20 protein-coding genes are annotated in these 22,363 nt (G+C 67.2%); 11 read left to right on the forward strand and 9 right to left on the reverse strand.

Annotated features, from left to right (window positions below; translation table 11 throughout):
* On the reverse strand, positions 1 to 199 hold a 199-nt coding region (locus RT697_RS06520; RefSeq protein WP_313697562.1), incomplete at its 3' end, for a LysR family transcriptional regulator.
* A 205-nt stretch (positions 200 to 404) separates the two neighbouring features.
* On the opposite strand from RT697_RS06520, the gene RT697_RS06525 reads away from it, so the two are divergent.
* The 7 genes from RT697_RS06525 to RT697_RS06555 all read left to right on the forward strand — a co-directional run bounded on the left by RT697_RS06525 (position 405) and on the right by RT697_RS06555 (position 9,949).
* A complete protein-coding gene (locus RT697_RS06525; protein WP_313697564.1) occupies positions 405 to 2,525 on the forward strand; it encodes a 3-hydroxyacyl-CoA dehydrogenase NAD-binding domain-containing protein in 2,121 nt (706 codons plus the stop codon).
* Between the two features lie 24 nt (positions 2,526 to 2,549).
* Positions 2,550 to 3,731 carry an acetyl-CoA C-acyltransferase gene (locus RT697_RS06530; protein WP_105239242.1) on the forward strand — a complete coding sequence of 394 codons (1,182 nt, stop codon included), beginning with the start codon at positions 2,550 to 2,552 and terminating at the stop codon, positions 3,729 to 3,731.
* A gap of 9 nt (positions 3,732 to 3,740) precedes the next feature.
* A complete protein-coding gene (locus tag RT697_RS06535; protein WP_313697566.1) occupies positions 3,741 to 4,937 on the forward strand; it encodes an acyl-CoA dehydrogenase family protein in 1,197 nt (398 codons plus the stop codon).
* Between the two features lie 9 nt (positions 4,938 to 4,946).
* Positions 4,947 to 6,080 (forward strand): acyl-CoA dehydrogenase, encoded by a 1,134-nt coding sequence (locus RT697_RS06540; RefSeq protein WP_313697567.1) that lies wholly within the window; start codon positions 4,947 to 4,949, stop codon positions 6,078 to 6,080.
* A 16-nt stretch (positions 6,081 to 6,096) separates the two neighbouring features.
* A complete protein-coding gene (locus RT697_RS06545; protein ID WP_313697691.1) occupies positions 6,097 to 8,037 on the forward strand; it encodes an acyl-CoA synthetase in 1,941 nt (646 codons plus the stop codon).
* A gap of 49 nt (positions 8,038 to 8,086) precedes the next feature.
* Positions 8,087 to 9,070, forward strand: a complete 984-nt coding sequence (locus RT697_RS06550; RefSeq protein WP_313697568.1) for a tripartite tricarboxylate transporter substrate binding protein — start codon at positions 8,087 to 8,089, stop codon at positions 9,068 to 9,070.
* 192 nt (positions 9,071 to 9,262) lie between these two features.
* Positions 9,263 to 9,949, forward strand: coding sequence for a GntR family transcriptional regulator (locus tag RT697_RS06555; RefSeq protein ID WP_313697570.1), 687 nt, complete (start codon positions 9,263 to 9,265; stop codon positions 9,947 to 9,949).
* Between the two features lie 37 nt (positions 9,950 to 9,986).
* Here the strand turns inward: RT697_RS06555 and RT697_RS06560 are convergent, their stop codons facing one another.
* Positions 9,987 to 10,859, reverse strand: coding sequence for a LysR family transcriptional regulator (locus tag RT697_RS06560; protein ID WP_313697571.1), 873 nt, complete (start codon positions 10,857 to 10,859; stop codon positions 9,987 to 9,989).
* 138 nt (positions 10,860 to 10,997) lie between these two features.
* Here RT697_RS06560 and RT697_RS06565 point away from each other — a divergent pair, with 138 nt between their 5' ends.
* Entirely contained in the window at positions 10,998 to 12,518 is a 1,521-nt protein-coding gene (locus tag RT697_RS06565; protein ID WP_313697572.1) for an MFS transporter, read from the forward strand.
* 2 nt (positions 12,519 to 12,520) lie between these two features.
* Here RT697_RS06565 and RT697_RS06570 read toward each other — a convergent pair whose 3' ends face one another.
* The 4 genes from RT697_RS06570 to RT697_RS06585 form a co-directional block, all read right to left on the reverse strand.
* Complete coding sequence (locus RT697_RS06570) at positions 12,521 to 13,804, reverse strand: cystathionine gamma-synthase family protein (protein WP_313697574.1); 1,284 nt, start codon at positions 13,802 to 13,804, stop codon at positions 12,521 to 12,523.
* A 145-nt stretch (positions 13,805 to 13,949) separates the two neighbouring features.
* Positions 13,950 to 14,939 carry a tripartite tricarboxylate transporter substrate binding protein gene (locus tag RT697_RS06575; RefSeq protein ID WP_313697576.1) on the reverse strand — a complete coding sequence of 330 codons (990 nt, stop codon included), beginning with the start codon at positions 14,937 to 14,939 and terminating at the stop codon, positions 13,950 to 13,952.
* 105 nt (positions 14,940 to 15,044) lie between these two features.
* Positions 15,045 to 15,464, reverse strand: a complete 420-nt coding sequence (locus RT697_RS06580) for an aconitase X swivel domain-containing protein (protein ID WP_313697578.1) — start codon at positions 15,462 to 15,464, stop codon at positions 15,045 to 15,047.
* A gap of 5 nt (positions 15,465 to 15,469) precedes the next feature.
* Entirely contained in the window at positions 15,470 to 16,711 is a 1,242-nt protein-coding gene (locus tag RT697_RS06585) for an aconitase X catalytic domain-containing protein (protein ID WP_291383860.1), read from the reverse strand.
* Between the two features lie 130 nt (positions 16,712 to 16,841).
* On the opposite strand from RT697_RS06585, the gene RT697_RS06590 reads away from it, so the two are divergent.
* Positions 16,842 to 17,768, forward strand: a complete 927-nt coding sequence (locus RT697_RS06590; protein ID WP_313697579.1) for a LysR family transcriptional regulator — start codon at positions 16,842 to 16,844, stop codon at positions 17,766 to 17,768.
* A gap of 61 nt (positions 17,769 to 17,829) precedes the next feature.
* Here the strand turns inward: RT697_RS06590 and RT697_RS06595 are convergent, their stop codons facing one another.
* The 3 genes from RT697_RS06595 to RT697_RS06605 are packed head-to-tail and all read right to left on the reverse strand — an operon-like array spanning position 17,830 to position 20,495.
* Positions 17,830 to 19,308 (reverse strand): aldehyde dehydrogenase, encoded by a 1,479-nt coding sequence (locus RT697_RS06595; protein ID WP_313697581.1) that lies wholly within the window; start codon positions 19,306 to 19,308, stop codon positions 17,830 to 17,832.
* A 51-nt stretch (positions 19,309 to 19,359) separates the two neighbouring features.
* A complete protein-coding gene (locus tag RT697_RS06600) occupies positions 19,360 to 19,959 on the reverse strand; it encodes a thiamine pyrophosphate-dependent enzyme (RefSeq protein WP_313697582.1) in 600 nt (199 codons plus the stop codon).
* Positions 19,959 to 20,495, reverse strand: a complete 537-nt coding sequence (locus RT697_RS06605) for a phosphonopyruvate decarboxylase (protein WP_105239255.1) — start codon at positions 20,493 to 20,495, stop codon at positions 19,959 to 19,961. Before RT697_RS06605 ends, RT697_RS06600 begins: the two co-directional genes overlap by 1 nt.
* A gap of 115 nt (positions 20,496 to 20,610) precedes the next feature.
* Here RT697_RS06605 and RT697_RS06610 point away from each other — a divergent pair, with 115 nt between their 5' ends.
* Both RT697_RS06610 and RT697_RS06615 read left to right on the forward strand, forming a co-directional pair.
* The gene (locus RT697_RS06610) at positions 20,611 to 21,543 is read left to right on the forward strand and encodes a LysR substrate-binding domain-containing protein (RefSeq protein ID WP_105241563.1); all 933 of its coding nucleotides are present in this window, start codon (positions 20,611 to 20,613) and stop codon (positions 21,541 to 21,543) included.
* A 115-nt stretch (positions 21,544 to 21,658) separates the two neighbouring features.
* The gene (locus RT697_RS06615; protein ID WP_313697585.1) at positions 21,659 to 22,354 is read left to right on the forward strand and encodes an alpha/beta hydrolase; all 696 of its coding nucleotides are present in this window, start codon (positions 21,659 to 21,661) and stop codon (positions 22,352 to 22,354) included.
* The last annotated feature ends 9 nt before the right edge of the window (positions 22,355 to 22,363 follow it).

Here is a 22,363-nt window from a genome sequence, read left to right on the forward strand (position 1 = left end):
GCTTGTACAGCTTCAGGCCGATCTCGGTGGGTTCCACGCGCCGCGTCGTGCGCCGCACCAGCTGCATGCCGACCGAACGCTCGAGCTGGCTCAGGTGATAGCTGACGTTGGCGCGCGTCATCTTCAGGCGGCGCGCGGCCTCGCTGAGGTTGCCCGCGTCCAGGATTTCGACTAGCAAGATGAGGGATTTGGTGTCCATGGCGGCGCTCCTTGCCGTGCATTGTCAAATTTTCTTGTCCGGAGTGTCAATTATCGATGCCATTGTCAAGACATCTTTGCTGCGAAAGAATAAAGCCATAAGAGACGGGCCACCCTGGCCCGCCAAGGCTTCGTTAGCGTAGCCGCCGGCGCCCCGGCATGCCGGCGCGGCACGCGAGCAGAGAGCATCATTGGAGACACTGTCCATGACAGACAGCGCAAGCAGCGGCGCGGCCCAGAAGCGCCGCTACGAAGACATCCTGGTCGTCGTCATCGACCATCCCCCCGTGAATGCACTGAGCGCCGCCGTGCGCCGCGACCTGTCCGACGCGATCGCGCAGGCGCAGACGGACACGCGGGCCCGCGCGATCCTGCTGTTGGGCGCGGGCAAGAACTTCATCGCGGGCGCCGACATCCGCGAGTTCGGCAAGCCGCCGCAACCGCCCCTGCTGCCGGACCTGTGCAACCAGATCGAAGCCAGCGCCAAGCCTGTCGTTGCGGCGCTGCATGGCGCAACGCTGGGCGGCGGGCTGGAGATTGCCCTGGCGGCGCACTATCGCGTGGCGCTGGCCAGCGCCAAGCTGGGCTTGCCCGAAGTGAACCTGGGCCTCCTTCCCGGCGCGGGCGGCACGCAGCGCGCGCCCCGTCTGATGGGCGCGCAGGCCGCGCTGGACCTGATGCTGACCGGCAAGCATCTGCCCGCCGACGCCGCCCTGGCCTCGGGGCTGGTCGACGTGCTGTCCGCAGAGGAAGATCCGCTGGATGCTGGCCTTGCCTACACGCGCGAACTGCTGGCGCTGAACGCCGGCCCGCGCCGCACGCGCGACGCCGCCGAGGCCTTGGCGGACCGGCAGGCGCAACTCGCGGTGGTGGACGCCGCCGCCGAACGCGTCGCCGCGACCACCCGTGGCCTGTACTCGCCCGCCAAGATCGTCGACGCAGTGCGCGCGGCCATCGAACAACCGTTTGACGAAGGCCTGCGCATCGAGCGCGCTCTGTTCCTGCAATGCCTGGACAGCCCGCAGCGCGCCGCACTGGTTCACGCGTTTTTCGCCGAGCGCGAAACCACCAAGATTCCCGAACTGAAGGAAGCGCGCTCGCGCCGCCTGGAACGCGTGGGCATCGTCGGCGGCGGCACCATGGGCGCAGGCATCGCCGTGGCGGTGCTGGATGCGGGGCTGCCGGTGGTGATGGTGGAACAGGACGACGCCGCGCTGGCTCGGGGCCGCGCGCGGGTCGAACAGGTCTACGACCTGCTGGTCAAGAAAGGCCGGATCACCACCGGCGAACGCGCGGCGCGCATGGCGCGCTACACCGGCGCCACCAGCTACGACGCGCTGGGCGAGACCGACCTCATCATCGAAGCCGTGTTCGAGGACATGGCCGTCAAGCAGGCGGTCTTCGCGCAGCTGGACCGCGTCGCCAAGCCCGGCGCCGTGCTGGCCACCAACACCTCTTACCTGGACGTGGACCGGATCGCCGAAGCAACGCGCGGACCGGCCGACGTGCTGGGGCTGCACTTTTTCTCGCCGGCCAACATCATGAAGCTCATGGAGATCGTGGTCGGCCGCCACACCGCGCCGGACACCGTGGCAACTGGCTTCGAACTGGCGCGCCGGCTGCGCAAGATCCCCGTGCGCGCGGGCGTGTGCGATGGCTTCATCGGCAACCGCATCCTGGCCGTGCACCGGCAGGCTGCCGACATGATGATGGAGGACGGCGCCTCGCCCTACGACATCGATGCCGCCGTGCGCGCGTTCGGCTATCCGATGGGCCCCTACCAGATGGCCGATCTGGCCGGCGGCGACATTGGCTGGGCGACGCGCAAGCGCCGCGCCCCTACCCGCGACCCGGCGTTGCGTTATGTGCAGATTCCTGACCGCCTCTGCGAACGCGGCTGGTTCGGCCAGAAGACCGGCCGCGGCTTCTATCTGTACCCGGACGGTGCGCGCCAGGGCACGCCGGACCCGGAAGTGCTTGCCATCATCGACGAAGAACGCCGCCGCGCCCGCGTCACGCCCCGCCCGTTCACGCAGGAAGACATCCTGCGCCGCTACCTGGCCGCGATGGTCAACGAAGCGGCCAACGTGCTGCACCAGGGCATCGCGTTGCGCCCGTCGGACGTCGACGTCGTCTTCCTGTCCGGCTACGGCTTTCCGCGCCATCGCGGCGGCCCGATGCACTACGCCGACAGCGTGGGCCTGCCAAGCATTCTTGCCGACATCCGCAGCTATGCGGAGGAAGACCCCGCATTCTGGAAGCCGTCGCCGCTGCTCGTGCAACTGGCCGAATCCGGCCGCACCTTCGGCAGCCTGAACGCCGCCTGATCCGAATTCATCCTAGGAACCCTCATGCGTGAAGCCGTCATCGTTTCCACTGCCCGCACCCCCATCACCAAGGCGGGACGCGGCGAATTCAACCTGATCGCCGGACCCACGCTGGCCGCCCACGCCGTGCGCGCCGCCGTGGACCGCGCCGGCATCGACCCAGCGCTGATCGAAGACGCGTTCATCGGCTGCGGCTATCCGGAAGGCGCCACCGGGCGCAACATCGGCCGTCAGGCCGTGATCCGCGCGGAACTGCCCGTCAGCGTGGGCGGCGCCACCATCAACCGCTATTGCGCATCCGGCCTGCAGGCGATCGCGTCGGCCGCAAGCCGCATCGTGATGGACGGCGCGCCGGCCGTGATTGCGGGCGGCGTGGAGCTGGTGTCGCAGATCCGCACCCGCGACGATGGCGTCAGCGGCATGGACCCGTGGATCGTCGCCAACAAGCCCGAACTGTACCTGCCCATGATCGAGACCGCCGACATCGTGGCCGCCCGCTACGGCATCAGCCGCGAGGCGCAGGACCGCTTTGCCGCGCAAAGCCAGGCGCGCACCGAGGCCGCGCAGGCCGCGGGCCGCTACCGCGAGGAAATCATTCCGGTCACCACCACCATGTCCGTCACGGACCGCGCCACCGGCGCTGTCACCGAACGCGAAGTGACGGTGGACAAGGACACCTGCAATCGTCCCGGCACGACTTACGAGGCGCTGGCCGGCCTTGCGCCCGTACGCGGTGAAGGCCAGTTCGTCACGGCGGGCAATGCCTCGCAGCTGTCGGACGGCGCGGCCGCCTGCGTGCTGATGGAAGCGGCCGAGGCCCAGCGCGCCGGCATCCGGCCGCTGGGCGCGTTCCGCGGCCTTGCCATCGCCGGCTGCGAGCCGGACGAAATGGGCATCGGCCCGGTCTACGCGGTGCCCAAGCTGCTGGCGCGCCACGGCTTGAAAGTGCAGGACATCGACCTGTGGGAGCTGAACGAGGCGTTTGCGTCTCAAGCGCTGTATTGCCAGGAAAAACTGGGCATCCCCATGGACCGCCTCAACGTGGACGGCGGTTCCATCGCACTGGGCCACCCGTTCGGCGTCACCGGCGCGCGGCTGGCTGGCCACGTCCTGATCGAAGGCCGCCGCCGCGGCGCCCGCTACGCCGTCGTCACGATGTGCATCGGCGGCGGCATGGGCGCGGCCGGCCTGTTTGAAATCTACTGAGAGACCCGCATGGATCTGGAATTCACCCCCGAAGAAATCGCCTTCCGCGATGAAGTGCGCGCCTTTCTGGACGCCAGGCTGCCCCGCCGCCTGGCCGGCAAGGTCGGCGAAGGCAAGCTGCTGACGCGCGACGACATGGCCGAATGGCACGCGATCCTGAACGCGCAAGGCTGGCTGGCAACGCACTGGCCCGTGGAGTACGGCGGCACCGGCTGGACGGCCGCGCAGAAGTACATCTTCGACAACGAATGCGCGCTCGCCAACGCGCCGCGCATCGTGCCGTTCGGCCTGAGCATGCTGGGACCCGTGCTGATCAAGTACGGCTCCGAGGCGCAGCGCCGCTACTGGCTGCCGCGCATTCTGGACGGTTCGGACTGGTGGTGCCAGGGCTATTCCGAACCCGGCGCGGGCTCTGACCTGGCGTCGCTGAAAACCACGGCCGTGCGCGACGGTGACAGCTACATCGTCAACGGCCAGAAGACGTGGACCACGCTCGGCCAGTACGCCAACATGATCTTCTGCCTGGTGCGCACCTCGCAGGAAGGCCGGCGCCAGGAAGGCATCAGCTTTCTCCTGATCGACATGAACACCCCGGGCATCGAAGTGCGCCCGATCATCACGCTGGACGGCGAGCACGAAGTCAACGAGGTGTTCTTCTCGGACGTGCGCGTGCCGGTCGAAAACCTGGTCGGCGAAGAGAACCGCGGCTGGACGTGCGCCAAGTATCTGCTGACCTATGAGCGCACCAACATCGCGGGCGTGGGCCAGTCCACGGCCGCGCTGGAACGTCTGAAGGCCGTGGCCGCGCGCCAGAAGCGCCATGGCCGCCCGCTGACCGAAGACCCGGATTTTGCCGCGCGGCTGGCGCGCGTCGAGATCGAGCTGGCCAACATGCGCACGACCAACCTGCGCGTGGTCGCAGCCGTGGCCGGCGGCGGCGCGCCCGGCGCGGAGAGTTCGATGTTGAAGATCCGCGGCACGCAGATCCGCCAGGAGATCAGCGCCCTGAACCGCCGCGCCATGGGCCCGTACGCACGGCCCTTCGTACCCGAGGCGCTTCACGATGGCTACGACGCGCCGCCCATCGGCCCGGAAGGCGCCAACAGCGCCGCGGCGCAGTACTTCAACAACCGCAAGCTGTCGATCTTCGGCGGCTCCAATGAAATCCAGAAAAACATCATCTCGAAGATGATCCTGGGACTGTAAGGGCTGGCCATGAATTTCGAACACACCGAAGACCGGCGCATGCTCTCGGACATGCTGCGCCGCTTTGTCGCCGAGCAATACGACTTTGCCACCCGCATGCGCCACGCCGAATCGCCGCAGGGGTACAGCGTCGAGTTCTGGCAACGCTACGCCGAGCTGGGCGCCATCGGCGCGCTGTTCACCGAGGCGGACGGCGGGCTGGGCGGCGCGGGCTTTGACATCTCCGTCGTCTTTGAAGCGTTGGGCCGGGGTCTCGTCGTCGAACCCTTTCTGGACACCGTGATGGTGGGCAGCGCGATCGCAGCAAAGGGGACGCCCGAACAGCGCGAGGCATTGGAAGGCCTGATCGCCGGCAGCCTGACCGCCGCGCTGGCCCATGCCGAGCCGCAATCCGGCTACGACCTCAACCAGGTGCAGGCGCGTGCGCAACGCAGCGCCGACGGCTGGGTGCTCGACGGCGCCAAGGCCGTCGTCTATGCGGGCGAACACGCCGATCTCTTCCTGGTGTCGGCGCGCACGTCGGGCGCCGACGACGACGAGGCCGGCATCAGCCTCTTTCTGGTGACGAAGGGGTCGCCGGGCCTGAGCATTCGGGGCTATGGCCTGATCGACGGCGGACGCGCCGCGGAGCTGGTGCTGGACAAGGTGCAGTTAGGACCCGGCGCATTGCTGGGCGAAGCGGACGCCGGTTACGCGCTGCTGGAACGCGCCGTAGGCCGCGGCATCCTGGCGCTGTGCGCCGAGGCCGTGGGCGCGATGGACTGCGCGCGCGACGCCACGCTGGAATACCTGCGCACGCGCCGCCAGTTCGGCGCGCCGCTCGGCAGCTTCCAGGCCTTGCAGCATCGCATGGCCGACGTGCTGCTGGAGATCGAACAGGCGCGCTCGGCCGTCATCAACGCGGCCGCCGCCGTCGACCACCCCGACCGCGTCACGCGCGAACGCGCGCTGTCGGCCGCCAAGGTCACCATCGGCCGCATCGGCACGCTGGTGGCCGAAGAATGCATCCAGCTGCATGGCGGCATCGGCATGACGTGGGAGCTGCCGCTGGCGCACTACGCCAAGCGCCTGGTCATGATCGACCATCAGCTGGGCGATGAAGACCACCACCTGCGCCGCTACATCGCGCTGGGGCAGGCATGAGCGCGGACGCACGGCCATGATCGACACCCGTTCCGCCACCCTCTCCCGCCCCCTATCCCGCCCCTTCGCCGCGCCGTTCCCGGTGCGCACCGCGCAGGACGTCCAGCGGCTGCAGGCCCGGCCGCTGGAAGAAACGCTGACGGTTCAGAGCACCTACGAGATCTTCTGCAACTCGGCCGCCGCGTTCGGCGACCGGCGCGCGCTGACCTTCCTGCGCAGCGCGGACCCCGCCGACGAGGCCATCAGCTGGACCTACCGCGAGCTGCTGGCCGGCATCCACCAGACCGCCAACCTGCTGCACGGCCTGGGCATCCGCGAAGGCGACGCCGTCGGTGTGCTGCTGCCGGGATGCCTTGAGTACCACCTTGCCCTCTGGGGCGGCGAGGCGGCGGGCATTGTTCAACCGCTCAATCCGCTGCTCACCGAAGACAAGCTGGCATCGCTGATGACGACGGCCGGCGCCAAGGCGCTGATCGCCTATGGATCCGACGTGGAGTGCGGCTCGTGGTCCAAGGCGCTGCGCCTGATGGAGCGCGTGCCGACCCTGAAGTCGCTGTTGCGCGTGGCGCCGTGGCATGAAGCCGAAGCGGACCGCCCGGCGCTGCCGGACTTCGCGCTGGATTTCAATGCCGCGCGCGCGGCCCAGCCTTCCGACCGGCTGGTCAGCGAGCGGGTCGTCCGCGCCAGCGATGTGGCCGCCTATTTCCACACGGGCGGCACCACGGGCGCGCCCAAGCTGGCGATCCATACGCACGCCAACCAGGTATTCTCCGCCTGGGCGGCCGTGCAACTGCAAAACGCAGGTCCCGGCGACGTGGTCATCAACGGCTATCCGCTGTTTCACGTGGCGGGTGTGCTGCCGGCGTCGCTGGCGGCGTTGTCGTCCGGCGTCGAGACCGTCATTCCCACCACCCTGCTGCTGCGCAACCGCGACGTGCTGCGCAACTACTGGCGCCTCGTCGAAAAACACCGCGCCACGTCGCTGCAGGGCGTGCCAACCATCCTGGCTGCGCTGGCCGAGGTGCCACTGGCCGGCGCCGACATTTCGTCGCTGCGCTACTGCCGCACCGGCGCGGCGCCCTTGCCCGCGGAGCTGGCCGCGCGCTTCAAACGTCTGTTCGGCCTGCACGTCAGCGAAAGCCTGGGCATGACCGAGATGGCGGGCATCACGTCGATCTCGCCCCCCGGCTGCGAATTCCCGGTCAACTGCGTGGGGTTCCCGCTGCCCTACGTGCAGATCCGCATCGTCAGCCTGGACATGCCCGCGGGCCTGCCCGCGCGCGATCTGCCGCCCGGCACGCCGGGCATGGTGCTGATCAAGGCGCCCAACGTCATCCCCGGCTTCCTCGACCCCGAAGACACCGCGCGCGCCTTCACCGAGGACGGTTGGCTCATCAGCGGCGACGTCGGCTTCCTGGATGCCGAAGGCCGCCTGCATCTGCAGGGCCGCGCCAAGGACCTGATCATCCGCGGCGGCCACAACATCGACCCCAAGACCATCGAGGACGCGCTTGCCAGGCACCCGGCGGTGCAGCTTTGCGCGGCGGTCGGCGCCCCCGATGCCTACGCGGGCGAGCTGCCCATCGCCTTCGTCACGCTGGCCGAAGGCAGCGAGGCGACCGAGGCGGAACTGGTGGCCTACGCGGCTGAGCACGTGGACGAAGGCCCCGCACGGCCCAAGCGGGTCGTCGTGCTGGACACCATGCCGATGACCAACGTGGGCAAGATCTACAAACCCGATTTGCGCCGCCTGGCGACCGCCGTGTCGGTCGAAGCCGTGGTGGCGCGCACCCTGCAAGAGGCTGGCCGCGCGCAAGACGATCCCGTCTTCCGCGTGCTGGCCGATGCGCAACCGGATGTCGCCGTAGAAGCCGGCGCCGGTGCGCCCGCGCCGCTGAAAGCCCAGCTGCGCGAAGCGCTGTCCCGGCTGCCCGTCAAGGTCGACTTTCGCGACTGACTGGCCGCCCATAACAACCATCAGGCAACACCACCAGGAGACAAACAATATGACCCGACTTCCCCTGCGACGCGCTGTCCTCGCTGCCCTGACGCTCACCCTGGCAAGCGCCGTCTTGCCCTTTTCCGCCAGTGCCCAGACGGACTTTCCCACCAAGCCCATCACCCTGATCGTGCCCTTCCCCGCCGGCGGCTCCACCGACCGCCACCTGCGGATCGTGGCGCAGGACGCCTCCAAACACCTGGGCCAGCCCGTCATCGTGGAAAACCGGCCGGGCGCCGGCGGCACGCTTGGCACGGCGACCATGGCCAAGACGGCCAAGCCGGACGGCTACACCATCGCCCTGTACACCCTGGCGATGCTGCGGATGCCCTACATGCAGAAAAGCAGCTGGGATCCGATCAACGATTTCACCTTCATCCTCGGCCTGTCGGGCTACACCTTCGGCTTCACCGTGCGCTCCGATTCGCCGTACAAGACCTTCAACGAATACATCGAGGCGGCGCGCAAGGCGCCCGGCAAGATCGACTACGGCTCGACCGGCATCGGCTCGTCGCCGCACCTGATCATCGAAGAGATCGCCATCAACGCCAACGTCAAGCTCAACCACGTGCCGTTCAAGGGCAACGCCGACATGCAGCAGGCGCTGCTGGGCGGCCACGTCATGGCGCAGAGCGACGCCACCGGCTGGGACCAGTTCGTGGATTCCGGCAAGATGCGCCTGCTGGTCACCTTTGGCGAAAAACGCACCACGCGCTGGCCCGACGTGCCGACCGCCCAGGAGCTGGGCTACAAGGTCGTGTCCACGTCGCCGTATGGTCTGGCCGGTCCGAAAGGCATGGATCCGGCGGTGGTGAAGATCCTGCACGACGCGTTCAAGAAGGCGCTCTTCGACCAGGCCAGCATGGACGTCATGAAGCAGCTCAATCAGGAACCCGCCTATCGCAGCAGCGAGGACTACAAGGCGTGGGCGCAGGCCACCTTCGTCAAGGAAAAGGCGCTGATCGAAAACCTGGGGCTGATGGCCAAATAGCGGGACAAACCAAGGGGCAGGCGCCGGAAGGACAAGGGGCGGCCGGCAGGCGCTGCTGCCCCGGTCCCCGCAGCCCGCAGCCCGCAGCGTGCAGACAGATTTTGTATGCAAGAAATGTCTGCCGCCCCGGCCGCCTTTTGTTAGACTGGCTGCCCGACGGTTTCCCGCAACCGGCAGCCCCTGCCGCGCCTCATGAATCAGGACGTCCAGCCAGACCCCAGCGCCGACGACATCGCCAAGGAAGTGTCCGCCGCCATCGTGGCGCACAAGCTTCCGCCCGGCACCCGGCTGCGCGAAGAGGCCCTGGCCCGGGTCTACAAGGTCAGCCGCACCAAGATCCGCGCCGCGCTCCTGATGCTGTCCAAGGACAAGCTCATCAACATCGTTCCGGACAAGGGCGCCTTCGTCAGCAAGCCCGATGCGAACGAGGCGCGCGAGGTCTACGCCGTGCGCCGCATCCTGGAAGCCGCGCTGGCCCGTGAATTCGTGGCCTGCGCCAAGACCACCGACTTCCGCCGCATCGATGCCCATCTGGCCGAGGAACGCCAGGCGCTGGAAAGCGGCGATGTGCAGGCGCGCAACCGGTTGCTCAGCCAGTTCCACATCCTGCTTGCCGAAACCGTGGGCAATTCCGTGCTGACCGGCATGCTGCGCGAATTGTCCGCCCGCAGCGCGGTGATCACCGTGCTGTACCAAAGCTCCCACGACGCCAATTGCTCGTCCCGCGAGCACCACGCCTTCGTCGAGGCGGCGCGCGCCGGCGACGCCGATCGCGCGTGCGCCCTGATGGACGAACACCTGGAGCACGTGCTGGCCGCGCTGGATTTCAGCGGGGATCGGCACGCGGGCAGCGATCTGGTGGCCGCGCTGCTGAGCTGACGCGCGGCTGGCCTCACGGGCTTTCAGCCCCGCGCCGCTACCCCGCCCGCAGCAATTGCTCCATGCGCTGCTGCAACCAGCGCTCCGTCTCGTTCAACACGGCCCCCTGCAACCACAACGTGCGCACGGACAGCATCGGCATCGCCAGCTCCGCGCACGGCACGGGCGTCAGCGTGGTGCTGAAGCTCTCGTATTCCGCGATGTTCAACGGCAGGATCGCAAAGCCCAGCCCGTCGGCCACCATGCCCGCGATGCTGTAGAAACTATCGGTGCGCCACACCGTGGGACTGAGCACCATGTCCTCCACGCCCTCCATCTGCATGACGAGCTGGCGGTGCCGCGCCAGGTCCTCGCGCGTCACCTGCGGCAGCGCAGCCAGCGGATGGCCAGACGCCACGAAGATCCCCTGCGCCACGTTGCCCAGCGAACGGTGGGCAAAGTCGCTGCCGGGGTCGCCCCGGTCGAAATGGAACGCGATGCTGGCCCGGCCCTGCCGCACGTAATCAGCAACCTCGGTCGCGGTGCCGTTCAACTGCGTCAGCTCAAGCGCCGGGAATCGCTCGGCCAGCTCCAGCGCCAGCGCGCCCAGCACCAGATAAGGCAGGGCCTCGTCCAGCGCAATGGACAGGCGCGCCTCCTGGCCACCGGCAAACGCCAGCGCCCGCTGCGACAACCCGCCCGCCTGCCGGAGCAACTCCTTCGCTTCCAGCAGCATCACCTCGCCGGCCGGCGTCAGCACCGCATTGCGGCGCGACCGGTCAAAGAGTTCCACGCCCAGATCCGCCTCCAGCAAGCCCACCGCCGTACTGACCGCCGATTGCGCACGGCCGATTCGCCGCGCCGCCGCCGAGAACGATCCGGCGTCGGCCGCCGACACGAATTGCCGGAGTTGGTCCAGGGTCCATTGCATGGTGTTCTCCTTTCAATCCATCGATTTTATAGATGCAATCCAACTTTTTATGGCGGATATGTAGATGGATAATGCCAGCCCGTGATCCCGAGCGCGCACGCCGCCCCCGGAATCACGGTCTTCAAAAGGAGTAGAACCATGCAGCGGACTCATTCGAACGCTGTTGCCGCGGCCACCCCCGGCCGCTGGCTCGTGCTGGCCATTGTGTCCAGCGCCTTGCTGCTGATCGTCGTCGACATGACGGTCCTTTACACCGCCTTGCCCCGGCTCACCCACGAACTGGGCGTCACCGCGTCCGCCAAGCTGTGGATCGTGAACGTGTACGCGCTGGTCGTGTCCGGCTTGTTGCTGGGCATGGGCACGCTGGGCGACCGGCTGGGCCACAAGCGCCTTTTCATGATGGGGCTGACCGTGTTCGGCGCCGCCTCGCTGGCCGCCGCCTATTCGCCCGGCGCAGTCGTCCTGATCGCGGCCCGCGCCTTGTTGGGCGTGGGCGCGGCGATGATGATGCCCGCCACGCTGTCCATCCTGCGCCTGACGTTTGCCGACGAGCGCGAGCGCGCCGTGGCCATCGGCGTCTGGGCCTCGGTCGCCTCGGGCGGCGCCGCGCTCGGACCCGTCGTGGGCGGCCTGCTGCTGGAGCATTTCTGGTGGGGTTCGGTGTTCCTCATCAACGTTCCCATCGTGTTGCTGGCCCTGCCCTTGGCCTGGCGCTTCATCCCGGCCAGCCAACCGGATGCGTCGCGGCCGTGGGATCTGGTCGGCTCGCTACAGGTGATGGCGGGCATGATCCTGTCTGCCTACGCGCTCAAGGAACTGGGCCGCGCGTCGCCGTCCTGGCTGCACGCCTTCGTGGCCTGCGCGGCGGGCGCCGCCATGCTGACCATCTTTGTGCGGCGCCAGCGGCGCCGGCCCCATCCGCTGATCGACTTTGCCATCTTCCGCAACGCGTCCTTCAGTTCGGCCGTCGCCGCCGCGCTGTTTGCGGCAGCAGCGCTGCTGGGCATGGAACTGGTGTTCAGCCAGCGCCTGCAACTGGTGCTGGGCATGTCGCCGATCCAGTCCGCGCTGTTCATCCTGCCGCTGCCGCTGGCCGCCTTTGTGGCCGGGCCGCTTGCGGGCCTGTTGCTCGGGCGCGTGGGCAGCCGGCGCATGCTGTTCCTGTCGCTGCTGGTGTCGGGCGCAGGCATGGGCGGCTACCTGCTGACCTACGACGCGGCGGTCATGCCGCAGATGATCAGCCTGTGCGTGCTGGGCCTGGGCATCGGCGCCACCATGACAGCCGCGTCCAGCACCATCATGCAAAGCGCCACGCCCGAGCGCGCGGGCATGGCCGCGTCGATCGAGGAAGTTTCGTATGAACTGGGCGGCGCGCTGGGCGTGACGCTGATGGGGTCGATCCTGTCGGGCGTGTACGCGCAGTCGCTGTCCGTGCCGGCGGGCGTAGCCGCAACCGGCGCCGCGCGCGACAGCCTGGACGAGGCGCTCGTCGTGGCTGAAAGCCTGCCCGCGGACCTGGCGGCCACGCTGACCGAGATGGCCCGCGGCGCCTTCGAGACGGGCTACGCGGCGGTGATCGCCACCGCCACGATCATGCTGCTGGGCACCGCCGCGTTCGTGCTGCTGAACCGTGCCCGCCGGGCGGTGCAACCGGGCTGAAATCAGCCGTTCCGAAACGCGTGGTCCATGTCCGCGATCAGGTCTTCCTCGTGCTCCAGGCCGATCGACACCCGGATCAGGCCTTCGGACACACCCGCGGCATCGCGCTCCGCCGCGGGCACCCCGGAATGCGTGGTCGACGCCGGGTGGCACACCAGCGTCTCCGTGCCGCCCAGGCTGACAGCCGATCGGAACAAATGCAGCGCATTGATGAAGCGGAACGCGCGTTCGCGGCCGCCTTCCAGCACGAACGCAAACGTCGAACCCGGTCCGGTGCATTGGCGCTTGTAGACCTCCTGATAGGCGCGATCCGCGATCAGTTCCGGGTGGAACACCTGCACCTTTTCATGCGGATTACCCGCCAGCCACTCGGCAACCCGGGTCGCAGTGCGCGCCGCCTGCTTCATGCGCAGGACCACCGTTTCCATCGACCGCGTGATCATCCAGCACGAATGCGGATCCAGCTGGGACCCGAAGGCGCTGCGGATCGCGCGCACCTTCTTGATGAGATCCTTGCTGCCGGTGACCGCCCCCGCCACCAGATCGCTATGGCCGCCAACATACTTGGTCAGCGAATACACCGACAGATCCACCCCGTGCTCCGCCGGCTTCTGGAAGATCGGGCCGAGCAGCGTGTTGTCGCACACCGAGATTGGCCGGTAGCCGTGGCGCGTTTCGAACGCATCCAGCTCGTTCTTCATGGCCTCGAAGTCGAACAGCGCGTTGGTTGGGTTGGCGGGCGTCTCGACGTAGAAGAGCTTCACCGGCCCCTTGGCCGCGGCCTCTTCCAGCGCGGCGCGCATGTTGCGCGGCGACAGCCCGTCCGCCACGGGATGCGAACCCACGCCCCACTCCGGAAAGATCTTGCCGATCAGCGTCTCGGTGCCGCCATAGAGCGGCACGGATTGCACCAGCTGGTCGCCCGGGCGCAGAAACGCCATCAGCACCGCGCTGATCGCGGACATGCCGCTGGACGTCACGGCCGCGTCCTGCGAGCCGTCAAGCAGCGACAGCCGGTCTTCCACGATCTCCAGGTTCGGATGATTGAACCGGCTGTACACCAGCCCCGCCGTCTCGCCCTGCGGCAAGGGCTTGCGGCCGGACACCAGATCAAAGAACGCGGCCCCGTCCTCGGCCGTGCGGAACGCGAAGGTGGACGTCAGAAACACCGGCGGCTTGACCGCCCCCTCGGACAGATAGGGATCGTAGCCATAGGACATCATCTGCGTTTCGGCATGCAAGGGGCGGCCGAAGATGTCCTTCTTGTGATAGCTCGAGTAAGTCATGGTGTGCCTCTCTCTGGTGTTCCAGCCGACCGGGCGGGCGCGTCACGCATCTTCCAGACAATAACGCCGAGCTGCGGGGGAGTTATTGCAGGTTGTGACGTGCGCGCGCCGGCAGCAGCGGGATCCCGGAGAAGCGGCCCCGGCCTCAGTCCACCGTCGCCCCGGACAGCTTCACCAGCTTGGCCCACTTGTCGATTTCCTGATCCAGGAAGGCCTTGAACTGCGCCGGCGACTGGCTCGTGGGGGCGGAGCCTTGATCCAGCAGCACCTTGCGGAACGCTGGGTCTTGCGTCACCGACTTCAGGGCCCGGGCCAGCCCATCGACGACGTCGGGCGGCGTGCCGGCCGGCACGAACACACCGTTCCACAGCGAAACGTCGAATCCGGCCAACGCTTCACCCACCGCCGGCACATCGGGCAGGCGCGGCGAGCGCTCCGGGGTGGTCACGCCCAATGCGCGCAACTTGCCGCTTTCCAGGTACGACAGCACTTCCACCAGCGGCGAAAACACCGCCTGCACCTGCCCGCCCATCAGATCCACGTTCGCCGGCGCCCCGCCCTTGTACGCCACATGGACCATGTCGCCCTTGGCCATCGCGTTGAACAGCGCGCCGGACAGATGCGAGGCCGACCCGTTGCCCGCGGAACCGTAATTCACCGGCGCGTCCTTCTTCTGGACCAGCGCGATGAACTCCGTGAGCGACTTGGCCGGCACGCTGTTGTTCACGGTCAGCACATTCGGAATCGACGCGATCTGCGACACGGGAATCAGATCACGGCGCAGGTCGAAGCCCATGTTCTTGTACAGCGTCACATTGGTGGCGATCGTGCTGGTGGCCAGCAGCAGCGTGTAGCCGTCGGGCGTTGCGCGCGCCGCCACGCTCGATCCCAGGTTGCTGCCCGCCCCCGCGCGGTTCTCCACGACCACCTGTTGCTTGAGTTGCCGGGACAGATGCTCGGCGAGCAGCCGCGCGGTCGCATCCGTGCTGCCGCCGGCCGCAAAGGGAACGATCATCGTGATGGCCTTGCGGGTGGGCCAGTCGGCGCCCGCGTCGGGCTGGGCCGGGTGCGCGGCCGGGGCGCCCGCGCCAAGACAGGCGCCCAAGGCAAGGGCGATGATTGCGCGTGAAGGCATGGTTGTCTCCTTGATTGATATGTGCGCGGCCGATCCGGGCGTTGCGTCGTACGCGCAACTACCCGAAGGCCGGTGAAGGGTGCGGCTGACGCCGCGAGCGAACTGCTATTGCGGAGTCACCACGACGGTGCCCGCGTCGGCATCCACGTCCAGCCAATCGCCCGTGGCGATGGCCTTGGTCGGGTCTTCGTCCAGCCCGGCCACGACGGGAATGGCGCCGATGATCGCGCCGATCGTCGTGATGGGCTCGGGCGTCACCTGCACGAATGCCAGCGGCGCCGTGCCGCGCGAGACCATGTCGTAGATCTTGTAGGACCCGCCGGTCGATCCCTTGCCGGTCAGAAACACCAGCACCTTGCCGGCGATGTTCACGCCTTCCAGCTCGTGTCCGGGTTCCGTGACGATGCCCGTCATGTTGTCGACGCCGCCGTTGAAGCTGATCGCCTCTCCTGTCACGACGGCCTTTCCGCTGGTCTTGCCCTTGACGATCTTGCGTCCCGTGAGGACGCGTTTGGCTTGGATCATGGCGCTTACCTCCAGACGCCGCTGACGGCGGCCTGCATGACGCGATTGAGATTGCCGTAATGCGTGGGCAGGCCAAACTGGCCGGGCGCATAGAACGCCATCTTGGCGGAGTTGGTGGTCAACGTCCGATAGCCCTTGGCCGGCGCGATCACGCGGCTGCGCGCCAGGAACGGACACGTTTCCCGCACGACCGTCCCGCCGGCGTCCTTGATCGTCTGGATGTACCCCATGCGCTCGGCCATGGCATACATGGCGCCGGCCGTGGTGACCCACAGCGCGACCTCCGGGTGTACCTTTTTGCCTTCCAACGCCTCGGCCACCTCGCGGATCTCCTGCACGGACGCATTCGGACAGCCCACCAGAATCCAGTCCACGTGATCCGACGGCTCCTTGTTCAGCGCGGCCTCGGCCTTCTTCTTTTCGGCGTCGTCGAACACCAGCACTTTTTCAGGCGCGTTGCCGCCGAATGCCGCCTCGAGCGTGGGTGCTTCGGGCGTGACGCCGACCGCATGGAACATGCTCACCGCACCGGAAGCCGCCAGCGCCGCGCTCAGCGCCTTCAACTGCTCCAGCGTCGGGTCCGAGGGAATGCCGGTGAAAACCGGCGTGTCCTGTCCGGCGATGCGGCCGGCAAAGTAGCCCAGCGTGCCGTAATCGGTCATGTCGTCGAGCGTGGTCTCGACCTTGACCAGCAGCTTCCCGTAGCGGTTCTCCGTCAGGTGAAAGCCGTACTCGGGCGTGCGCCCCGTCAGCGCCGTGGCCAGACCGCTTGGGCCGCCTTCACGATTGGTGCGAGCGCCGCACACCGAATTGGCGTACACCACGGCCGACGACTCGCCCCATGCCATGTGCTCGCCGAACCGCGGGCTGTTGCCGACCAGATAGGGAATACAGGTGTTGCAGGTGTTGGCGCCCATGCCGGCGTAAGCGTCCGTCAGGCGCGTCTGCAGCGCGCTGTCCGATTCGGGGATGCCGATCTCGCGCCACTGCACCGGATCGACCGCCGTCGGGTTCGTCGTCACCCGGGTGACGAACGTGCCGCCCTGCCGCTTGATGTCTTCGACAAACCGCGTCCCGGCCTCCTCCGCGACGAGGACGGACGAACCCGCCATATGAACATTGCTGACCTGCAGCAGGCGCTTGGCGCCAAAGCTCTCGCCCAGCGCCACCAGGATTTCCATGGCCTTCTGCACGGCCGGTCCCTTGCCGCCCGTCAGCATCGCCGACTCTTCTTCCGTAAGAAACATATGCACGCCTCCAATGCGTTCGAATCCTCAGGCACAAATTCTGAGCGCGGCGTTAAATCAAAAAAAGCGATAAATTGGAATCCGATCAGATTCCTTAATTCGATCTTTTCCGGCCACGAAGGAGGCGCCGTTGATCACGTTCAAGCAACTCGAAGCCGTATATTGGGTCGTCCAGCTTGGCGGCTTTGCACCGGCGGCCAATCGGCTGCACACCACCCAATCGGCGGTGTCCAAGCGCGTGCAGGAACTGGAAGCGCTCTTCGACACGCCGCTTTTTGACCGCACGTTGCGCACGGCCCGGCTGACGGAGAAAGGCGAAGAGATGTTCCTGCTGGCGAAACGGCTGCTGGAACAGCGCGATGCGGCCATCGAGCAGTTCCAGCGCCCGGACGTCATGGAGCGCCACGTTCGCATCGGCATCACGGAACTGACGGCCATGACCTGGTTGCCAAGACTGGTGAGCGCCATCCAGGCGCGCTATCCCCGGGTCATCATCGAGCCGCACGTCGATACCAGCGCCATCCTGCGCGACAAGCTGCTGGCCGACGAGGTCGACCTGATGATCGTGCCGGACGTGTTCGACGACCAGCGTTTCGTGTCGCGCCGGGTCGGTCAGGTCGTCAATTCGTGGATGTGCAAACCAGGGCTGGCGCCGCGCCGGCGCCTCAAGGTGCAGGACCTCGTCAAGCACCGGCTGCTGACGCAGGACGAGCGTTCCGGCACGGGCCAGCTCTACAACCGGTGGTTTCGCTCGGTGGGCGTGCAGCCCGAGCAGACCGTGCTGAGCAACAGCCTGGTGGCGTTGATCGGTCTGGCGATCTCAGGCATGGGCATCAGCTACCTGCCCAAGACTTTTCTGGCGCCCATGGTGGAGTCGGGCGCGCTGGAAATCCTGACGGTGACGCCCGCCCTGCCGCCTGCCGCCTACGCGGCGGTCTTTCGCGGCGACCGTCCCAGCAACCTGATTTCCGCCATCGCGGCGCTGGCGCAGGAGCAATGCGATTTCGGCAAGATCTTCCAGTCGGATGCGCAGTCGACGCGCACCGCTGGCGCGTAGCACGGCGCCGGCATCGAAGAACCAGGCAGGCGAGCCACGGTCCGTGGCCGCTCCTGCCGGATCAACGCAGTACGAACGGATTGCTGGCGGTCGCCCCGCTATTGAGCCAGACGCTCTTGACCTGCAGGAACTCCTTGACGGCGTCCATGCCGTTCTCGCGCCCCAGCCCCGAGTCCTTGTAGCCGCCAAAGGGCGCCATGAAGCTGACCGCACGGTACGTGTTGACCCATACCGTGCCGGCCTTCAAGCGCTCCGACATCCGGATGGCTCGGGCGATGTCCTGCGTCCACACCGCGGCGGCCAGTCCGAAGCGGACATCATTGGCGATCCGCAGCGCCTCGGCTTCGTCCTTGAAGCGGATGATGGACAGCACCGGCCCGAACACCTCTTCCTGGGCGATGCGCATGTCGTTGCGCACGTCGCCGAAGATGGTCGGTTCCACGAACCACCCCTTGCCGCATTCCGGCCGTTGCGCGGCCTTGCCGCCCAGCAGCAGCGTTGCCCCCTCGTCCCGCGCGATGCGGATGTAATCCAGCACCTTCTGGTATTGGGGCGGCGTCGTGACCGGCCCGACCTGCGTGGCCGGATCCATCGGATCCCCCATGCGCGCGGCGCCCGCCAGCGACAGCAGCTTTTCAACGAAGCGATCGTAGATGCTGTCCTGGAGCAACAGGCGCGAGCCGGCGATGCAGGTTTGCCCGCTGGCCGCGAAGATGCCCGAGATCGCGCCGAACACGGCCTGTTCCAGGTCCGCGTCCTCGAAGACGATGTTGGGCGACTTGCCGCCCAGTTCCAGCGAGGTGTGCTTGAGCAGACGCGCGGCCTGCTCGTTGATCAGGCGGCCGGTCTGGTCCGACCCGGTAAAGGTGACCTTCTGCACCAGCGGATGCTGGACCAGCGCGGCCCCCACCTCCTGGCCATAGCCCGTCACCACGTTCAGCACGCCCGGCGGAAACCCCGCCTCGTCGAACAGTTCCGCGAACTCCAGCGTCGACGCGGACGTGAACTCCGACGGTTTCACGACCACCGTGCAGCCGGCCGCCAACGCCGGCGCAATCTTCCAGCCCAGCAGCAACAAGGGCGAATTCCACGGCGTGATCGCCGCCACCACGCCCAGCGGTTCGTGGCGCGTGTAAGTGAAATAGCCCTTCTTGTCCAAGGGCAGCGTCGCCCCGTGGATCTTGTCCGCCAGGCCGCCGTAGTAGCGGAACCATTGCGGCAGGTAGGTCAGCTGTCCCAGCATCTCGGCGAACAGCTTGCCGTTATCCCGGACTTCCGTTTCCGCGAGCTTGCGCGCATCCCGTTCGATCAGATCGGCCAGCCGATACAGCAACCGGCCGCGCTCGGTGGCGGTCAGTTCCGCCCACGGGCCTTCCGAAAAGGCGAAGTGGGCGGCCTGCACCGCCACATCGACGTCTTGCGCGGCTCCGCGCGCAACCCGCGCCCAGGTCTCGCCGGTGTAGGGGTTCTGCGTCTCGAACCATTCGCCCGAGATGGCAGCGGCCGGCGCCCCCGCAATCCGCATTGAGTAAGTCTTCATCACAGCCTCCTGGCCTGAATGCAGCATGGCAGCCCAAGGGGCTGCCGCTGCTCAGAACGTCGAAAATCCCAGCGCGGCCCGGAAGCGGTTCTTGACGTACACACCGTCGCGCGGCGGCAGCGCGCGCGGCGGTTCGTCCGGATTGATGAACACCTGGGCGAAGGCGACGCCACGACGCGCCATCACGCGCTCGGCGACCTCGCCCGCCCTGCCCATTTCCCTGACGGCAAACGCGTCCTTGATGCCGAACCCCTGCGCCACGGCCACCAGGTCCGTGCCCAGGCTGGTGTGGCTGCGCTGCATGCCGGTCTCGCCGAAATGGCCGTTGTCCAGCACCACGATGGTCAGGTTCCTGGGCTGCTTGGCGCCGACGGTGCCCAGCGTGCCCACGCCCATCAACTGTTCGCCGTCGCCGGTGATGACGAGCACGGGCCGGTCGGGTTGCGCAAGCGCCAGACCCAAGCCCAGCGCCACGGAGCCTCCCATGGCGCCCCACAGATAGAAATTCTGGTCCCGGTCGCCCGCGGCAAAAACGTCATAGGACGGAGACCCCAGGCCCGAGACGATCAGCGCATCGGGCGACGCCGCGATCAGTTGCGACACGAAGGCGCGGCGGTCCACGGCGCCCGAAGCATTCAAGGTGGTCGACATCAGTTGCGCTCCCACTTCTTACGTCCAATCAAGGTTTGCGACAGCAGGACGGCTACCTGCTCGCCGGCCAGAAATGCGGAATCGGCGGCGGCACTGACGATCTCTCCGACCTCGTCGGGGTTCGACGCCCGCAGCACCGTGATGCCCATCAGCTCAAGCGCCTGCTGGGTCGTCTTGCCCATCGGCCCCTGCCAGGGATTGAATTCCGCGTACTCGCCACGCATCGTCACCAGCGTGAGAAAGGGAAAGTTGCAGCTGCGCAGCAGCGAAAACATGTTCACGCAATTGCCCACGCCGCTGCTTTGCATCAGCAACGCGGCGCGCTGGCCGCCCAGCCAGGCGCCGCTGACGACGGCGACGCCCTCTTCTTCCGTGGTCAGGACCACGTCGGTGATTTCCGGATCTAGCTGCGCTTGCCGGATGGCATAGGAATGGCCGGCGTCCGGCACGTAGGCGATCTGGCGGATGCCGCCGGCTTTCAGCGCGTCGAACGCGGCTTGCTGCCAGGCAGGGGCCTCGGTAGTGGTTGAAGTCATGAGTGGGTTTCCCGGTGGCTAAGTGCTGCGAGGTATCTTATGTCGCTATAGAATCGCCAACTAAATAGAATTTTGTGATGGAATTCATCACCCTTGCGTATACCCGGAGCCGCAGATGGACTTGAAGCAACTGAAGGCGTTCGTGACCGTGGCCGAGACCGGCAGCGTGACCAGCGCCGCCCGCCTGCTGAACATCGTGCAGCCGGCAGTCTCCCGGCAATTGAAACTGCTGGAAGACGATATCGGCACGCCGCTCTTCACGCGCGGCCGCCTTGGCATGGAACTGACGGACGCCGGCAAGACGCTCGAGGACTATGCGCGGCGCGCGCTGAATGAACTGGACCGCGCCCGCGCCGAGATCCGGCCGTCCAGCGGCACGGTGGGCGGCATCGTCACCGTGGGCCTCTTGCCCAGCACGGCAGACATGCTGTCCAGCGCGCTGCTGTCCGCCGTGGCGGCCCACTATCCCGGCATCCGCCTGCGGCTGACGGCGGGGTATGCCGGACACCTGCAGTCGTGGCTGGAGACCGGCGATGTCGACATCGCGCTGCTGTACGACTCCAAGCCGAATCCCGCGCTGAAGTTCCGCACCTTGCTGGAAGAGAGCCTGTGGTTCGTGGGGCCGCCGGACAGCGGACTCGATACCCGCACGCCCGTTCGCATGGCCGACATCATCGGCCGGCCGCTTGTGCTGCCGGGCGCGCCACATGGATTGCGCTCACTGGTCGAACAGGCCGCGCGCACGCAAGAGACCGAGCTGCACATCGTGGCCGAGACCAACGCGATGAGCGTGCAGAAGCGCCTGGTGCTGGACGGCCATGGCTACACCATCCTGCCCTCGATCGCCGTGGCCGACGACGTCGATCGCGCAATCCTGGCCGCTGCCCCGGTCGTGGATCCGCTGTTGGTGCGGCGCATCGTGCTGGCGCAACCCGCCACCCGTCCCATCGCCAATTCCGTGCATTGCGTCATGAACGAATTGATCCAATGCGCCCGCGATGCGGTGCGCAATGCACGCTGGCCCTCCGCCCGCTGGTTGGCCAAGTAGCCGGCTCGCCGGCCGCGCCATCTCCCGCCGTGATGAAACCCATCACGAAATTCTATTTATTCGGCCTTTTCATAACGGATTAATCTGGGACACCTGACAGCGCTATCTGGCCGACATGTCCCACTTGATTGATACCGAACACCCCGCCGGCGCAAGGACGGAAACACGGCTGATCCCCGGTCCGGCCGGTCCGCTGGAATTGCTGATCGACCGCCCCGCCACGCCGCGCGTTGGGGTGGCGATCGTTACCCATCCACAACCGCTGTTGGGCGGCACGCCGCGCCACAAGATCCCGCACAGACTGGCGCACGGCGTGCGGGACGCCGGATGGCTTGCGATACGGCCCAGCTTTCGAGGCGTGGGCGCCAGCGCCGGCGTGTATGACCACGGCCTGGGCGAAGCCGAAGACATTCTTGCCGTCGTGCATGCCGTACGTGCCGAGTCCCCCGATATGCCACTGGCGCTCATCGGCTTTTCATTCGGCGCTTACGCCCTGGCCCACGCGATTCGCGCGCTGACCGACCAGGACGCCCCACCCGCCGCCGCGATCCTGGCCGGGCTGCCGGTTGGCGCCGTCGAGGGAGACCGGGTCTACGACACGCCCCCCTTGCCCGCCGGCGTGGTGCTGATCCATGGCGAATCGGACACGCAGGCGCCCTTGCAGCCGCTGCTGGCGTGGGCACGGCCCACCTCCCATCCGATCATCGTCGTCCCCGGCGCGGATCACTTCTTCACCCATTCGCAGGACCTGCTGCTGTCCCTGGTCCTTGCGCATCTTCCCAAGGAGGCCGCCAAGGCTCGTACAGATTGATCGCGGCGC

This window comes from Achromobacter sp. (genome assembly GCF_032113835.1).
In the GTDB taxonomy this organism is placed as follows: domain Bacteria; phylum Pseudomonadota; class Gammaproteobacteria; order Burkholderiales; family Burkholderiaceae_B; genus Achromobacter.

Excerpts from the sequence above, each read along its gene's own strand:
- RT697_RS06525 (WP_313697564.1), top strand. The coding sequence starts at position 405 with ATGACAGACAGCGCAAGCAGCGGCGCGGCCCAGAAGCGCCGCTACGAA.
- RT697_RS06530 (WP_105239242.1), top strand. The coding sequence starts at position 2,550 with ATGCGTGAAGCCGTCATCGTTTCCACTGCCCGCACCCCCATCACCAAG.
- RT697_RS06535 (WP_313697566.1), top strand. The coding sequence starts at position 3,741 with ATGGATCTGGAATTCACCCCCGAAGAAATCGCCTTCCGCGATGAAGTG.
- RT697_RS06540 (WP_313697567.1), top strand. The coding sequence starts at position 4,947 with ATGAATTTCGAACACACCGAAGACCGGCGCATGCTCTCGGACATGCTG.
- RT697_RS06545 (WP_313697691.1), top strand. The coding sequence starts at position 6,097 with ATGATCGACACCCGTTCCGCCACCCTCTCCCGCCCCCTATCCCGCCCC.
- RT697_RS06550 (WP_313697568.1), top strand. The coding sequence starts at position 8,087 with ATGACCCGACTTCCCCTGCGACGCGCTGTCCTCGCTGCCCTGACGCTC.
- RT697_RS06555 (WP_313697570.1), top strand. The coding sequence starts at position 9,263 with ATGAATCAGGACGTCCAGCCAGACCCCAGCGCCGACGACATCGCCAAG.
- RT697_RS06560 (WP_313697571.1), bottom strand. The coding sequence starts at position 10,859 with ATGCAATGGACCCTGGACCAACTCCGGCAATTCGTGTCGGCGGCCGAC.
- RT697_RS06565 (WP_313697572.1), top strand. The coding sequence starts at position 10,998 with ATGCAGCGGACTCATTCGAACGCTGTTGCCGCGGCCACCCCCGGCCGC.
- RT697_RS06570 (WP_313697574.1), bottom strand. The coding sequence starts at position 13,804 with ATGACTTACTCGAGCTATCACAAGAAGGACATCTTCGGCCGCCCCTTG.
- RT697_RS06575 (WP_313697576.1), bottom strand. The coding sequence starts at position 14,939 with ATGCCTTCACGCGCAATCATCGCCCTTGCCTTGGGCGCCTGTCTTGGC.
- RT697_RS06580 (WP_313697578.1), bottom strand. The coding sequence starts at position 15,464 with ATGATCCAAGCCAAACGCGTCCTCACGGGACGCAAGATCGTCAAGGGC.
- RT697_RS06585 (WP_291383860.1), bottom strand. The coding sequence starts at position 16,711 with ATGTTTCTTACGGAAGAAGAGTCGGCGATGCTGACGGGCGGCAAGGGA.
- RT697_RS06595 (WP_313697581.1), bottom strand. The coding sequence starts at position 19,308 with ATGAAGACTTACTCAATGCGGATTGCGGGGGCGCCGGCCGCTGCCATC.
- RT697_RS06600 (WP_313697582.1), bottom strand. The coding sequence starts at position 19,959 with ATGTCGACCACCTTGAATGCTTCGGGCGCCGTGGACCGCCGCGCCTTC.
- RT697_RS06605 (WP_105239255.1), bottom strand. The coding sequence starts at position 20,495 with ATGACTTCAACCACTACCGAGGCCCCTGCCTGGCAGCAAGCCGCGTTC.
- RT697_RS06610 (WP_105241563.1), top strand. The coding sequence starts at position 20,611 with ATGGACTTGAAGCAACTGAAGGCGTTCGTGACCGTGGCCGAGACCGGC.
- RT697_RS06615 (WP_313697585.1), top strand. The coding sequence starts at position 21,659 with ATGTCCCACTTGATTGATACCGAACACCCCGCCGGCGCAAGGACGGAA.